This window comes from Burkholderia sp. F1 (genome assembly GCF_050813845.1).
In the GTDB taxonomy this organism is placed as follows: Bacteria; Pseudomonadota; Gammaproteobacteria; order Burkholderiales; family Burkholderiaceae; genus Burkholderia; species Burkholderia ubonensis.
In genome coordinates this window covers 3,020,635-3,034,776 of the sequence record NZ_CP172422.1, presented here as the reverse complement: position 1 = coordinate 3,034,776, position 14,142 = coordinate 3,020,635, and the positions used below count along the sequence as shown (strand labels likewise).

At 69.1% G+C, this 14,142-nt stretch carries 13 protein-coding genes and 3 pseudogenes; 9 read left to right on the top strand and 7 right to left on the bottom strand.

The genetic code is table 11. The features are described 5' to 3' along the window. Positions 1–34: 34 nt before the first annotated feature. Positions 35–1,234, top strand: coding sequence for an MFS transporter (locus ACFIMZ_RS32110; protein WP_431823460.1), 1,200 nt, complete (start codon positions 35–37; stop codon positions 1,232–1,234). 69 nt (positions 1,235–1,303) lie between these two features. Here the strand turns inward: ACFIMZ_RS32110 and ACFIMZ_RS32105 are convergent, their stop codons facing one another. Together ACFIMZ_RS32105 and ACFIMZ_RS32100 are read right to left on the bottom strand one after the other, a co-directional pair. Next, positions 1,304–2,227, bottom strand: a complete 924-nt coding sequence (locus ACFIMZ_RS32105) for an acetylglutamate kinase (RefSeq protein ID WP_431823459.1) — start codon at positions 2,225–2,227, stop codon at positions 1,304–1,306. Between the two features lie 55 nt (positions 2,228–2,282). Further along, on the bottom strand, positions 2,283–2,735 hold the full coding sequence (locus tag ACFIMZ_RS32100) for a PTS sugar transporter subunit IIA (protein WP_431823458.1): 453 nt from the start codon (positions 2,733–2,735) through the stop codon (positions 2,283–2,285). A gap of 333 nt (positions 2,736–3,068) precedes the next feature. On the opposite strand from ACFIMZ_RS32100, the gene ACFIMZ_RS32095 reads away from it, so the two are divergent. Then, entirely contained in the window at positions 3,069–3,266 is a 198-nt protein-coding gene (locus ACFIMZ_RS32095; RefSeq protein ID WP_431823457.1) for a hypothetical protein, read from the top strand. Continuing rightward, entirely contained in the window at positions 3,260–4,153 is an 894-nt protein-coding gene (locus tag ACFIMZ_RS32090) for a 4-hydroxy-tetrahydrodipicolinate synthase family protein (RefSeq protein WP_431823456.1), read from the top strand. The genes ACFIMZ_RS32095 and ACFIMZ_RS32090 overlap by 7 nt, the downstream gene beginning before the upstream one ends. A gap of 72 nt (positions 4,154–4,225) precedes the next feature. On the opposite strand, the gene ACFIMZ_RS32085 is transcribed toward ACFIMZ_RS32090, so the two are convergent. After that, positions 4,226–4,405 carry a hypothetical protein gene (locus tag ACFIMZ_RS32085; protein ID WP_431823455.1) on the bottom strand — a complete coding sequence of 60 codons (180 nt, stop codon included), beginning with the start codon at positions 4,403–4,405 and terminating at the stop codon, positions 4,226–4,228. Positions 4,406–4,408: 3 nt separating this feature from the next. Next, the gene (locus ACFIMZ_RS32080) at positions 4,409–4,552 is read right to left on the bottom strand and encodes a hypothetical protein (RefSeq protein ID WP_431823454.1); all 144 of its coding nucleotides are present in this window, start codon (positions 4,550–4,552) and stop codon (positions 4,409–4,411) included. 432 nt (positions 4,553–4,984) lie between these two features. Here ACFIMZ_RS32080 and ACFIMZ_RS32075 point away from each other — a divergent pair, with 432 nt between their 5' ends. From ACFIMZ_RS32075 to ACFIMZ_RS32050, 6 genes and pseudogenes are all read left to right on the top strand, one after another. Then, the gene (locus tag ACFIMZ_RS32075) at positions 4,985–5,584 is read left to right on the top strand and encodes a DUF2760 domain-containing protein (protein ID WP_431823453.1); all 600 of its coding nucleotides are present in this window, start codon (positions 4,985–4,987) and stop codon (positions 5,582–5,584) included. Further along, positions 5,581–7,422, top strand: a complete 1,842-nt coding sequence (locus ACFIMZ_RS32070; RefSeq protein WP_431823452.1) for an Hsp70 family protein — start codon at positions 5,581–5,583, stop codon at positions 7,420–7,422. The genes ACFIMZ_RS32075 and ACFIMZ_RS32070 overlap by 4 nt, the downstream gene beginning before the upstream one ends. A gap of 5 nt (positions 7,423–7,427) precedes the next feature. Then, positions 7,428–10,160 (top strand): Hsp70 family protein, encoded by a 2,733-nt coding sequence (locus ACFIMZ_RS32065; protein WP_431823451.1) that lies wholly within the window; start codon positions 7,428–7,430, stop codon positions 10,158–10,160. 211 nt (positions 10,161–10,371) lie between these two features. After that, positions 10,372–11,193 (top strand): type IV toxin-antitoxin system AbiEi family antitoxin domain-containing protein, encoded by an 822-nt coding sequence (locus tag ACFIMZ_RS32060; RefSeq protein ID WP_431823450.1) that lies wholly within the window; start codon positions 10,372–10,374, stop codon positions 11,191–11,193. Further along, positions 11,177–12,122 (top strand): annotated as a pseudogene (locus tag ACFIMZ_RS32055) (nucleotidyl transferase AbiEii/AbiGii toxin family protein). The gene ACFIMZ_RS32060 and the pseudogene ACFIMZ_RS32055 overlap by 17 nt, the downstream one beginning before the upstream one ends. A 48-nt stretch (positions 12,123–12,170) precedes the next feature. After that, positions 12,171–12,296, top strand: a pseudogene (locus tag ACFIMZ_RS32050) (IS630 family transposase); the annotation flags it as partial. A 97-nt stretch (positions 12,297–12,393) separates the two neighbouring features. Here ACFIMZ_RS32050 and ACFIMZ_RS32045 read toward each other — a convergent pair. The 3 genes and pseudogenes from ACFIMZ_RS32045 to ctlX all read right to left on the bottom strand — a co-directional run. Continuing rightward, positions 12,394–12,522 (bottom strand): annotated as a pseudogene (locus ACFIMZ_RS32045) (citrulline utilization hydrolase CtlX); the annotation flags it as partial. Positions 12,523–12,533: 11 nt separating this feature from the next. Further along, positions 12,534–13,097: a chloramphenicol phosphotransferase CPT family protein gene (locus tag ACFIMZ_RS32040; RefSeq protein ID WP_431823449.1), complete on the bottom strand. Its 564-nt coding sequence runs from the start codon at positions 13,095–13,097 to the stop codon at positions 12,534–12,536. Positions 13,098–13,154: 57 nt separating this feature from the next. Then, positions 13,155–14,105 carry a citrulline utilization hydrolase CtlX gene (gene ctlX, locus ACFIMZ_RS32035; RefSeq protein WP_431823448.1) on the bottom strand — a complete coding sequence of 317 codons (951 nt, stop codon included), beginning with the start codon at positions 14,103–14,105 and terminating at the stop codon, positions 13,155–13,157. Positions 14,106–14,142: the final 37 nt, after the last annotated feature.

Genomic DNA, 14,142 nt, shown 5'->3' with positions numbered 1-14,142 from the left:
ATCATTGGCACCTTTTTACGGAATGGAACGACGCATGAATCCGATCAACCAGCCCGCCGGCGCGACGGCGGCACCCGGCGAGCCCGCTTGGGGCGCGGTCTTTGCGATGACGCTCGGCGTGTTCGGGCTCGTCACGGCGGAATTCCTGCCGGCGAGCCTGCTCACGCCGATGGCGGCGAGCCTCGGCGTGACGGAAGGCGTCGCCGGCCAGGCGGTCACGGCGACCGCGACGGTTGCGCTCGTGACGAGCCTGCTGACCGCCGCCGCGACCCGCACCATCGACCGGCGGCGCGTGCTGCTCGCGTTCTCGACGCTGCTGATCGTGTCGAATCTCGCCGTCGCGTTCGCGACGAACCTGACGACGATCCTGATCGGCCGCGTGCTGCTCGGCATCGCGCTCGGCGGCTTCTGGACGATGTCCACCGCGACCGCGATGCGGCTCGTGCCGACCGCGATGGTGCCGCGCGCGCTGTCGATCATCTTCAGCGGCGTGGCCGTCGCGACGATCGCGGCCGCGCCGCTCGGCAGCTATTTCGGTCACCTGATCGGCTGGCGCAACGTGTTCCTGATCGCGGCCGCGCTCGGCGTCGTCGCGCTCGCGGCGCAGTTCGCGACGCTGCCCGGCATGGCGCCGTCCGGCACGACGCGGCTGCGCACGCTGGTCGACGTGCTGCGGCGGCCGACGGTCGGCCTAGGGATGTTCGCGACGACGCTCGTGTTCACCGGGCATTTCGCGTTCTTCACGTACCTGCGGCCGTTTCTCGAACAGGTCGCGGGCGTCGGCGTGAACGGGCTGTCGGCGATCCTGCTCGGCTACGGCGTCGCGAACTTCGTCGGCACGTCGCTCGCCGGCCGCGTGCTCGAGCACCGGTTGCGGCCGATGCTGATCGCGATGCCCGCGTCGATGGTCGTGCTCGGCGTCGCGCTGGTCGCGCTCGGCCGCGCGCCGCTCGTCGATGCGGTGCTGGTCGCGTTGTGGGGGATGGCGTTCGGCGGCGTGCCGGTCGGGTGGTCGACGTGGGTCACGCGCACGGTGCCGGACGAGGCGGAGAGTGCGGGCGGGCTGATTGTTGCGGCGGTTCAGCTGGCGATCGCGACCGGTGCGGCGGCGGGTGGCGTGGTGTTCGACGCGAATGGCGCGGCGGGGGTGTTCGTCGGCGCGGCGGTCGTGCTGGCCGTCGCGGTCGCGACGATCGTGACGGGCGTGCCGAAGCGGCTGGGCGCGGCGTCGTAGCGACGTGCCTGCGGGCGCGAGGCATTTGCTTCGCGCTCGCAGGCAATGCGAGCCGGCGGCGTCGCATCGTCAAAAGCGCACGATCGTCTTGCGCTCGACGCTGAAATCCCGACGCAGCGTGTACGCCGTATCGGCGAAGTAGCGCCGGGTTTCGAGCAGCAGGTCCGCGTTGCCGCGACGGCACAGCACGACGCCCGAACCTTCTTCCGTGAGCAGCGCGTCGACCAGCGACTCGGGCTGCCCGATATCGGCCAGGTGGATGTTCTGCACGCCGTGCGCCAGCGCGTCGAGCGCCTCGCGAACAGGAGGCGCCGCAACGGAACGCGGATGATCGGCCAGCCATTGCGCCAGTTCCGTGAGGCCGTACAGGCCCGCGTCGCCGCCGAGTTCGTGCAGGACCGCGCGCTCGACCATCATCACGAGCGTCACGGCACCGGTGCGCTGGGCGATGAGGCTGCCGAGCCGCTCCGGGCGCAGCAGCCGGTCCTGGCCGCCGTCGTCCGGTGCAAGGGGCATGACCACGGGCACGCGCCCGTGCTCCCGCAACGCATTGAACGCGGCTTCGTCGAACTGCGTGATCGGACTCATGAGCGCAGGGTCCGACTCGGCCGCGGCGATCATCAGGCCGCTGTCCTGGCCCGTCACGCCGAGCGCCTTGACGCCGTGGCCGCCGATCAGGCGAACCAGTTCGAGGTTGACGTCGGCCAGCACGGCGCGGGCCGCGTGAATGGCGAGCGCTTCGGGCAGGCCGGGCTGCGAGGACTTCTGGATTTGGGGCAGCCCGCCGTGGACGACGACGGGGCGGATGCCGGTCAGCGCAAGCAGCGCGACGTCCTGCGAGAAGGACAGGCGTGAGCGTGGCGTCAGGACGGCGGGGCCGGCATAGACGATGACGACGGTTTGCTCGTGCAGGGCCTGCATGAACGGAAGCGCGCGAGCCAGCTTGACGACCTGCGAGGTGGACGGGGGCTTGCTTTCAGGGTCGGGGGACATGGATGGAACTCGGTGAGTTGACGGGACGGCTGCGTGTCGCGCGCAAGACGCGACATCAGCGCATGCTCTGCATCAGCCTGCGAACGTCGTTGGGCGCCTGCGCCGCGCGCGCGGCCAGCCTGAAGCGACGCTCGCCGAAGAAGCGGGCGGCATCGGCCAGCAATTCCAGGTGCTCGCGGTTGTCTTCTTCCGGCATGACCAGCAGGATGAATTCGTCCACCGGCCGTCTGTCGGGGGCGTTGAAGGAAAACGGATACATCGCGCGGATGAAGAGCCCGACAGCGGCGCCGACGCCGCCGACGCGGGCATGCGGAATCGCCACGCCCTGGCCCAGGCCGGTCGAGCCGATCTGCTCCCGCTCGATCAGCCCGGCCTTGATGCGCTCCGCGGAAAAGCCGTAGCGGCCCTGAATGTGCCGGGCGGCGTGCTCGAACAACTGGTTCGGGCTTTCGATCAGCGCATCGAGCAGGATGTTCTCGGGCGGGCAGATTCGCGTCAGTCGGGTCATCGCTGGCCTCCTGTCGCGTCGATGAGGATGAGCCGGCCGTTGTCGGCGGCACCGGGTGTTCGCATGCGGATTCCTCCGTTCTTGTGAGGCTGGTGCAGGAAATCCTAGGCGAACGGATGTAAAGACGGTGTCAGATATTCATGTGGCGAAGCTAAAGTTGCGTATCGATGCGCGTCTGCGCGAGGCGACGGCGGGAGGCCGCCGGATAAGTCGCCGGCCGGTGGGTCATCGGATTTTTCCACGCGATGACTGCATTTTTTCACCGCCTTTACGCGCTATCACGTACGCTTGGCCGGTGTTGAAACGACCGGGGCATTTCGCTCCGCATATCACATGGCATTCGTCCAATCGACCGGATCGCCTCTCGGGTGCTGCGTGAGCACGACGGAGCGCGTTCGCAACGCGGTGCGCGTGCAGCTCGACATCGCGTCGCACGATTTCGACTTCTCGCCGCACGCGCTGATCGCGACGCTTCCGCAAGCGCCGATCGGGCGGATTTCGCGCCGCGCCGCGAAGACGGAGGCATGCTGATCATGTCCTCGGGCATCTGGCTGCCGCTCGTCACGCCGTTTCGCAAGGGCAAGGTCGACATCGACGCGTTGCAGTACCTCGCCGACACGTATCTGCGCACGGAGATCAGCGGCTTCGTCGCACTCGGCACGACGGGCGAGGCCGCATTGCTGTCGCGCACCGAGCGCCTGTCGGTGCTGCACGCGCTCTTCGACGTCGTCGGGGAAAGACTGCCGGTGATCGTCGGCGCCGGGGCGCCGGACACGCGCGACGTGCTGCGCGAGATCGACTGCTACGAGCGCTGGAATTGCGCCGGTTATCTGGTCTCGCCGCCGTCCTACATCTGCCCCGATCAGGCGGGCGTGCAATGGCATTTCGAGCAGGTCGCGCAGGCGACCCGCCGCTCGATCGTCCTGTACGACGCGCCCCGCCGGACCGGCGTGACGATTGCGCCGGACACGGTCAAGGCCTTGCTGGCGCACGACAACATCGTCGCGATCAATGAATGCGTGACGAGCCGCTTCTGCGAACTGGGCGGGCAGCCGATCAGCCTGTTGTGCGGCAACGATGACGCGTTCGTCGATTGCCTGAGCGTCGGCGGAGCGGGCGGCGTCCTGGCGAGCGCGCACGTTTGCGCGGGCGAGCTCTCCGAGGTCCTGTCGCTGATGAATGCGGACCGCGAAGCGGACGCACGCACGCTGTTCTCGCGCATCAGCGAAATCACTCGGCTGCTGTTTGCCGCGCCGAACCCCGCCGCGATCAAGGCGATGCTCGCGTTCGACCATCCGATCAGCGCCGAGACGCGGATGCCGATCACACCGGCGCCGGCGGAGCTGATCGTGCGATTGCGCGACGCGCACGAGACGCTGCAGGCGCTGCGCGCCGATTGCGAGCGGGCGTTCATTTAGCCGTGCGCTCGCGCTGGCCGGGGTGGGCGATGCCGGCGAACAGGATGTCATGGCAAAGCTCGACGCCCGCCCTCATTTGCTCTCCGGCAGCGGACTGGTCGGCGGGCGGAAATTGCGACGCTTCACGGTGGCATCGTAATCCTTGTCCGTGACGACGAAAGCCTTCAGTGCGAGCTTCTCCTCGATGTCGGCCATCACGCGGCCTATGTCGAAGAGCGACACGTCTCCGACCGGCTCGAGCAAGAGCGTCACATCCTAGTCCGGGTCGTCGTAATCCACGATGCGTGGGTTGGTGAAATGGTGCGCCGACACGATCTCGCGGATCGCGGACGCATGCTGGCGCGAAGATGCGGCTGGATTGGGCATCACCGGTCCCGTCGGTGTTTCGCGATTGGACATTACAGGTAGCCTTGGGCTTGTTCTGACGATTCGATTCCGGACGCCCTTGGCGGGAGCGACCAGTCGGCCGATCGGCCAGACCGGATTGCCGTCCCGGCCCGCGTGAGCCCTTCCGGCGCCCTACGTCGCATGGCAGGATCGCGCTGAAGAGGGTCGTATCGCCGCGACATCGCGCACGAAGTTCACTCCGGTTTTCCCATTCCGGCTCATGCGCGCTGCGCCCGGACAGGTGGTTTTCCCGCCGAGTCAGACCATTCTGTCCCCCCAACTTCCGCACCATTCGCCCGCCACAGGGCAAAATACGGGTTTTGCGCCTCCGCGAGGGGCCTCCAAATCACGCGCCGGGCCGGCGCCGCGCGCCTTCGCGCGCCCCGCGCCCGCCGCCCAGGCAAGATCGCTCGCCGCGCGCGAGCCCACAGGAGTCCAAGCCACATGCCCGAATCCAACCTGTCCTTCTTCGGCCGCCTGTCGCTAGCCGTCGGCACGTTCTTCTCCGTGCTCGGCAATCGCGAGTTCGCCGCCGGCGTGCTGCGCGTGCGCGACGGCGCGCCCGTCGCCGCACAACCGGCTCCGGCCGCCGCGCCCGCGCCGATGCCGGCCCCGGCCCCGGCTGCCGCACCGGTGAAAGCACCCGCGCCCGAACTGCGCGAAGCGAGCCCGCAGGCCGCGCTGCAACTGCTCGGCCTGCTGCAGCGCGACGCGCGCTTCATCGACTTCGTCGAGGAAGACATCGCCGGCTACGCGGACGCCGACATCGGCGCGGCCGCGCGCCTCGTGCACGACGGCTGCCGCGCCGCGCTGCGCGAGCACTTCACGATCGTGCCGGTGCGCGACGAGGCCGAAGGCAGCCGCGTGACGCTGCCGGCCGGCTTCGACGCGACCGCGGTGCGCGTGACCGGCAACGTCGTCGGCGCGGCGCCGTTCAGCGGCACCGTCAGCCATCGCGGCTGGCGTGTCGCCGACGTGCGCCTGCCGAAGCTGACCGGCAGCCACGACGCATCCGTGATCGCCCCGGCGGAGGTGGAACTGTGAGCGATTCCCGTTATTCGATCGGCATCGACCTCGGCACCACCCATTGCGCGCTGTCGTACGTCGACACGACGGCAAGCGACGGCGAGACGATCACGCAGCAGGTGCTGCCGATCGCGCAGCTGACCGCGCCCGGCGCGCTCGAGTCGCGCGACCTGCTGCCGTCGTTCCTCTACCTGCCGCATGAAAGCGAGCTGACGCAGGGCGACCTGACGCTGCCGTGGACCACGTCGCGCAACTTCGCGGTCGGCGAGATGGCGCGCAGCCGCGGCGCCGGCACGCCGATCCGTCTCGTGTCGAGCGCGAAGAGCTGGCTGTGCCATCCGGGCGTCGACCGCCGTGCGGCGATCCTGCCGAGCGATGCGCCGCCCGAGGTGGCGCGCGTGTCGCCGCTCGAAAGCTCGATCCGCTACCTGACGCACCTGCGCGAAGCGTGGGACCACGCGCATCCGGACGCGCCGTTCGCGGACCAGGACGTGACGGTCACGATTCCCGCATCGTTCGATCCGGCCGCGCGCGAGCTGACGGCCGAGGCCGCACGGGCCGCCGGCTATGCGCGGATGACGCTGCTCGAGGAGCCGCAGGCGGCGCTCTACAGCTGGATCCAGAAGAGCGTCGGCGGCTGGCGCAAGCAGGTGCAGGTCGGCGACCTGATCCTGTGCGTCGACGTCGGCGGCGGCACGACCGACCTGTCGCTGATCGCGGTCGTCGAGCGTGACGGCAATCTCGAGCTGCATCGCGTCGCGGTCGGCGAGCACATCCTGCTCGGCGGCGACAACATGGACCTCGCGCTCGCGCACGTCGTCGCGCGCAAGCTCGCGACGCGGGGCACGCAGGCCGATCCGTGGCAGCTGCGCGCGCTCACGTATGCGTGCCGCGCCGCGAAGGAGACGCTGCTGTCCGACCCGTCGACCGACGCGGTGCCGCTCGTCGTGCCGAGCCGCGGCTCGAAGCTGATCGGCGGCTCGATCCGCACCGAGCTGACCCGCGCGGAACTCACGCAGACGATCCTCGAAGGCTTCTTCCCGCAGGTCGACGCGGCCGCGCGCCCGATCAGCCGCGCGCGCGTCGGCCTCACGCAGCTCGGCCTGCCGTATGCGCAGGACGCGGGCATCACGCGCCACCTCGCGGCGTTCCTCGGCCGCCAGGTCGCGGCGCTCGACACGCTCGAAGGCGTGCAGCGCACGCTGCCGCCGGGCGCGACCTTCCTGCATCCGACGGCCGTGCTGTTCAACGGCGGCGTGTTCAAGTCGACGCTCCTGACGCAGCGCGTGCTCGACACGCTGAACAGCTGGCTCGGATCGGAAGGCGCGGCGCCGGCGCGCCTGCTCGAAGGCGCGGACCTCGACCTCGCGGTCGCGCGCGGCGCCGCGTACTACGGCTACGTGAAGCGCGGCCGCGGCGTGCGGATCCGCGGCGGCACGGCGCGCGCGTACTACGTCGCGATCGAATCGGCGATGCCGGCGGTGCCGGGGCTCGAGCCGCCGGTGCAGGCGCTGTGCGTCGCGCCGTTCGGCATGGAGGAAGGCACCGACGCGGCGCTGCCGCCGCAGGAGTTCGGCCTCGTCGTCGGCGAGCCGGTGCATTTCCGCTTCTTCGGGTCGTCGGTGCGCCGCCAGGACCAGGTCGGCACGCTGCTCGACTACTGGTCGCCGGAGGAGCTGCAGGAACTCGAGGAGATCCAGGCGACGCTGCCGGCCGACGGCCGCACGGTCGGCGAGATCGTGCCCGTGAAGCTGCATGCGCGCGTGACCGAGGCCGGCACGCTCGAACTCGAGGCGATCCCGAGCGGCACCGACGAGCGCTGGAAGGTCGAGTTCGACGTGCGCGGCGCCGCCTGAGCGCGATGAAGCGCTATACGGTCGGCATCGACCTCGGCACGAGCAATACGGTCGTCGCGTACGTCGAGAACGGATCGGATGCGATCCGCGTGTTCGACGTCGAGCAGCTCGTCGGCCCCGGCGAGGTCGGCGCGCAGCCGCTGCTGCCGTCGGTGCGCTATCACCCGGCGGCGGGCGAGCTCGCGCCGGACAGCCTGCGGCTGCCGTGGCAGGCAGCGGCCAATGCGGCCGACGCGCCGCCGGCCGTGATCGGCCGCTATGCGCGCATGCTCGGCGCGCAGGTGCCGGGCCGGCTCGTCGCCAGCGCGAAAAGCTGGCTGTCGCACGCGTCGGTCGACCGGCTCGCGCCGATCCTGCCGTGGGGCGCGGCCGACGGCGTCGACAAGGTGTCGCCGGTCGACGCGAGCGCGAGCTATCTCGCGCACGTGCGCGACGCGTGGGACGCGCATTTCCCCGGCGCGCCGCTCGCGGGGCAGGACGTGATCCTCACGGTGCCCGCGTCGTTCGACGACGGCGCGCGCGCGCTGACGCTCGAAGCCGCGCGTCTCGCGCGGCTGCCGGCGCTGCGGCTGCTCGAAGAGCCTCAGGCCGCGTTCTACGACTGGCTGTACCGCCACCGCGCGTCGCTGCGCGATACGCTCGCAGGCGCGCGGCGCGTGCTGATCTGCGACGTCGGCGGCGGCACGACCGACCTCACGCTGGTCGACGTCGCGCTCGGCGACGACGGCGAGCCCGCGCTCACGCGGATCGGCGTCGGCAATCACCTGATGCTCGGCGGCGACAACATGGACCTCGCGCTCGCGCGGCTCGTCGAGACGCGCCTGACCGAGCCCGGCGCGCGGCTGTCGGCCGCGAGCCTGTCGCAACTCGTCGAGCGCTGCCGCGCGGCGAAGGAGCGCCTGCTCGGCGACGACGCGCCCGACGCGGTCACGGTCACGCTGCTCGGCGCGGGCAGCCGCCTGATCGGCGGCGCGCGCTCGGCGGAGCTGACGCGGCAGGAGGTCGAGCAAATCGTCGTCGACGGGTTCTTCCCGCAGGTGGCGGCCGACGAGCTGCCGCGCCGCGCACGCAGCGCGATCGTCGAGTTCGGGCTGCCGTACGCGAGCGACGCGGCCGTCACGCGGCACGTCGCCGCGTTTCTTGCGCGGCACGCGGAAGGCCCGCTGCCCGACACGCTGCTGCTCAACGGCGGCGTGTTCCGCGCGGGCGCGCTCGCGGGACGTCTCGCGCAGACGCTCGGCGCGTGGCGCGGCCGGCCGCTCAACGTATTGCACAACGATCAGCCGGACATCGCGGTCGCGCGCGGCGCGGTCGCGTACGGCCTTGCGCGCGCGGGGCACGCGCCGCGCATCGGCGGCGGCTCGCCGCGCAGCTATTTCCTCGTGCTCGACGATGGCGGCGCCGAAGAGCGCGGCGTTTGCCTGCTGCCGCGCGGCGCCGAAGAGGGCCACGAGATCCGTCTGGAAGACCGCACGTTCGCGCTGCAGCTTGGGCAGCCGGTGCGTTTCCATCTCGTGTCGACGGTTGCCGACACGGCGTACCGTCCCGGCGATCTGGTGACGCTCGGCGACGGGGATTTCGTCCGGCTCCCGCCGATCGCGACGGTGGTCGGGCGGCAGGATGCGCGCGACGCGCGCGAGACGCCCGTGAAGCTCACGGCGTCGCTGACCGAAGTCGGCACGCTCGAAATGCACTGCATCGCGACCGGCGACGCGGCGCAGCGCTGGCGGCTCGAATTCCAGTTGCGCGGCGACGCGGCGACTCAAGGCGACACGGGCATGCCGGCGCGGCATCCCCGACTCGATCAGGCGATCGAACTGATCGACCGCTCGTTCGGCGGCCGCTCGGCAGACGTTACGCCGAAGGACACGCGCCGGCTGCGCGCGCAGCTCGAACAGCTGCTCGGCCCGCGCGACGAGTGGGACGTCGCGCTCGCGCGCGAGCTGTTCGACGCGCTGCTCGCACGGGCGCGGCGGCGGCGGCGCTCGGCCGATCACGAACGCGCGTGGCTGAACCTCGCCGGCTACTGCGTGCGCCCGGGCGTCGGCCATCCGCTCGACGCGTGGCGCATCGAGCAGCTGTGGCCGCTGTTCGACGACGGCATCCAGTACGTGAACGACGGGCAGGTCTGGTCCGAATGGTGGACGCTGTGGCGGCGCGCGGCGGGCGGGCTCGACGAGGATGCGCAGACGCAGATCCGCGACGCGATCGAATTTCTCGAACCGGTCGACGGCAAGCGGCGCAAGCTGCCGTTCGATCCGGCCAAGGTCGGCCCGGCCGACATGACGCGCTTGTCCGCGTCGCTCGAGCGGTTGCCGGTCGAACGCAAGATCGAACTCGCCGAGCGGCTGACCGCGCTGCTGCAGAAGCCGTCCGACAGCGCGCTCGGCGCGTGGGCGCTCGGCCGCGTTGGCGCGCGCCAGCCGTTTTACGGCAGCGCGCATGGCGTCGTGCCGGCCGACGTCGCCGGGCGCCTGCTCGACGCGCTGTTCGCGCTCGACTGGAAGCAGGTCGAGCCGGCCGCGTTCGCGGCCGCGCAGATCGCGCGGATGACGGGCGACCGCTCGCGCGACCTGCCGCCCGACGTGCGCGACGCGGTGATCCGGCGGCTCGCGGCGGCGAACGCGTCGGCGAAGTGGATCGACATGGTGCGCGACGTGGTCGCGTTCGACGTCGACGACACGGTGCGCGTGTTCGGCGAATCGCTGCCGGCGGGGTTGAAGCTGCTTGGGGATTGAGGACGCTCGGGTGCCCTTAAGACAATCGGAATAAGCCGACCTCGACGTTGTTGGGGCGAGGAGGGCATGATGGCTTCCCTTGCAGCGGGTGCGGCTTGGACCACATCGGGTTTATCCTTTTCGGAAAAAGATCACCGTGGGTGATCTTTTTTCTTCCTGATCAAACCGTCGCGACTTGGCGAAGGTTTGCGGAAAGTGTATTTTGATTACTATGAGTGATCAAAATACAGGAAAGTTGAACCTGCTGTTGGCCGAGCTGGGCGACACGAGCCTGGTGTCGAGCCGCTGGCTGCGGGTTCATGGCTACTCCAACAGCCTCGTCGCGCGCTACGTGCGCAGTGGCTGGCTGGTGTCGCCGGCGCGCGGCGTCTACATGCGCAAGAGTGGGCGCCTGCAGTGGGAGGGCGTGGTTCGCAGTCTGCAGATCGGGGAAGGTATGCCGCTGCACGTGGGAGGCCGCTTTGCACTAAGCCTGCAGGGGCACGAGCACTACCTGCGTCTGGGCGATGCCGGCACGATCACCCTGTATGGGGTGGAGCGGCCACCAGCCTGGCTTGGCAAGCTGTCTTTGGCGCAGCGCTTCGAGTATCTGGGCAAGGGGCCGTTCGATTTGCCGCCCGTGTCGTTCACGGTGGAGATGTCCGCGATGGCGCTGTCCGAACAGGGCCTGGCGTGGCACCAGGCTGCCCCCGGCGCCGATGCCTTGGTTTGCTCCACGCCGGAGCGGGCCATGCTGGAGCTGTGCGATGGCGTCTCGGACGCGGCCTTGATCTATGAGGTAGATGCGCTGATGCAGGCCATGACCACGCTGCGGCCGCAGCGGGTCGGCCTGTTGCTGCGCCTATGTCGCAGCATCAAGGCCAAACGGCTGTTCCTGGCGCTGGCCGAGCGTCATCGGCATGCATGGCTGTCGCACGTTCCGCTGGCTGGCGTCGATCTGGGTCGGGGAAAGCGCGCGCTGGTGCCTGGCGGCCGCCTGCATCCGACCTACCAGATCACCTTGCCGGGAGACCTCGATGAACACTTGGCTTGATCATTGGGATAGGCGCTACACCGACCGCGTCCGGCTGCTGGTCGAGATTCTGCCTGCCCTGGCGCGGGAGCCGCGCTTCGCGCTCAAAGGCGGCGGCGATCAAGTTGTTCGAGCACGACCTGCCCCGGTTGTCGGTGGACATTGATCTGGCCTGGTTGCCGGTGCATGACTATGCCGAGGACGCAAGGCTCATTGCCGAAGCGCTTGGGCAGCTGGCTGATGTGCTGCGCGCCCGGCCTCTGCAACTGCAGGTGCAATTGTCGGCAGGCGAGGGCGCAGGCGTCACGCGGCTGGTCGCCAGTCGCGGTCGTGCGCGTGTGCAGATCGAGACGACGCCGGTGATGCGCGGCACGGTGCACCCGGCGCGAAACATGGTGGTGCGCCCGAAGGTGGAGGAGGCGTTCGGCTTCGCCTCTGCACAGGTGCTGGACTTCGCCCACCTCTATGCTGGCAAGCTGGCTGCGGCATTGTCGAGACAGCATCCGCGCGATCTTTTCGATGTCGGCTTGTTGCTGGAAGACGAACGGGCGGATCAGATGCTCTGGCGGACTTTTCTCGTCTACCTGACCTGCAGCCCCAAACCTGCCTGGGAGATGCTGGCGCCCCGCGTGCCTGCGGATTTCGGTGCGACCTTCGACGCGCATTTCAAGGGTATGACGGCTGAACCAGTCGAAGCCGGGGGACTGCTGGACATCCATGTGCGCCTGCTGTCGCGAGTGGCCGGGTGGCTGGATGAGCCGTCGTGCGCGTTCCTGCGATCCATCGAGGATGAGCAGCCGGACTTTGATCTGATCGGACTTCCGCACGCGGCCGAATTGCCGGCCGTGCGGCACAAGCTGCACAACTTGGCTAGGCGCACCGACGCCAAGCGTGCGGCGGACCGGAGTTTGTTGGAAGAAACGCTGGCGCGGATCGTCGGCGCCCGATGAGGCGAGGTGCCTACGTGATGATTCACGATATCCCGTTGGTCCATGACTGAACTCGACGTGCACTGCATCGCGGTCAACCACGGCAGTCACAAGGATCTGAAGATCAAGGCATGGCGGACGGCACGCCCCCGCTGGCACATGCATTTCATTCCTGCCTACAGTTCGTGGCGCAACTAAGTCGAACGATTTTGGGCAGGATGTCTAATCGCCGCGCGCTGAGGCGCTTGTCATTTAACTGACAAACGGCGCCTTGCGGCGCCGTTTGTCAATGCAGCGCGAGCACACGAGCGTCGCGCCCTGACAGTTCGAACGCATTCCCGGCGAAGTTCGCGATTTGCGACGGTTCGAGCGCGGCCACCGTGCAGCCCGTCCCGGTCAGCCGGCCCTGGATTTCGTCGCGGCCAGCCAGCATCAATTTGCGCGCGACGACAGCAGGCGCACGACGCGTTGCGCGCATTCCTCGGGCGTGGCCGTGCTGGTATCTACCGTGATGTCATAGCTCAAGCCGGCATGCACTTTGTCATACTGCCACCGGGCCAGTCCAATGAGCCGATCGCCACGCTGCCGTTCCCTTTCCTCGAGTACGTTCAGCGGGCAATGGACGCCTACCATGGTCACCTGGAATGGTGCCAGCAAGCGGGCATATTCCGCCTTCTCGTCGCCGAGCAGAACCTCATCGACGATTAAATTGCTGCCGTGGCTCGCCAGCGCGACGACGGCGTGCCGCATGCCGAGCATGGCTTTTCGGGCAACCGGTCCGCTCCGTATCGATACGACATCCTTGCCGTCCTCGACGGATGAGGCAAAGGTAAATCCGTCCGGATCGTTCAGGTAGCGAGCCGGCAGCATCTCCAAAAAGGTATCCATCCGGACATGCAGGAATGCGTCGTCCAGCATGGTCTGCAGCGCACGCGCCAGTGACGTCTTGCCTGAGCTGCCGACGCCGTTGAGCAGGATTATTTGGGCTTTCTTCATCGAGTCAGTCTACCGGAGGACAAGCCCGCGACGCGCGCTAACCTGCTTTCGGGAAACTCAACCTTGCCGCCGCGCCAGATGAATCCCCGCCAGCATGCAGCGCACCGAGCCGCCGGCCAGCTCGATCGTCGGCACGTCGAGCGGCAGCAGTTGCGCCGAGCGTTCGATCAGCTTGCGCTGGTGCGGCGTCAGGCAGTCGAACGCGCGCCGCGACAGCGCGAGCACGCGAGCGTCGCGTCCGGACAGCTCGAGCGCATTGCCGGCGAAATCCGCAATCTGCGACGGTTCGAGCGCGACCACCGTGCGGCCCGTCTCGGCCAGCCGGCGCCGGATTTCGTCGCGGCGCGCCGGATCGCGGATCAGGTCGAGCCCGATCAGCGCGAACTCCGTCGCGACGCTCATCATCACGTTCGTGTGATAGATCGGCCGTCCGTCCGCGTCGGCCGTGTCGAAGCAGATCGGCTCGAAGTTGAAGTGCGTGCAGAAGCGTTCGAGCGCGACCGGATCGGCGCGGCGCGAGCGCGCCGTGTACGCGATGCGCGCGACGTGGTCGAGCACCATCGCGCCGGTGCCCTCGAGGAACACGTCGTCGTATTCGAGGCCCGAGTAGTCGATCACGTCCTGCACGCGGTATTCGGTCTTCAGCATCTCGATCACGTCCGCGCGCCGCTCGCGGCGGCGGTTCGGGCACGTCATCGGATACAGCGCGACGTGGCCGCCCGGATGCGTCGAGAACCAGTTGTTCGGGAATACGGAGTCCGGCGTGTCGTGCTCGCCGTGGTCGTTGAACACGTGCACGCGCACGCCGGCGTCGGCGAGCCGCTGCGCGGCGGCGCTGACTTCGTCGCGCGCGGCGGCGGACACCGCGCGCGCGTCGCGATTGCCGCCTGCGCCTGCGCCGGCGCTGCGCTGGAACGCGTTGTCGGCGGAGGTTTGCGGGTTCGGCTGGAAATGGTGCGGCCGGATCATCACGACGGCGGCCGGCGCCTGAATCGATACGAGTTTCATCGCAAGCGGGGGGAGAGGCAAAGGGCGGTGCGGCGCG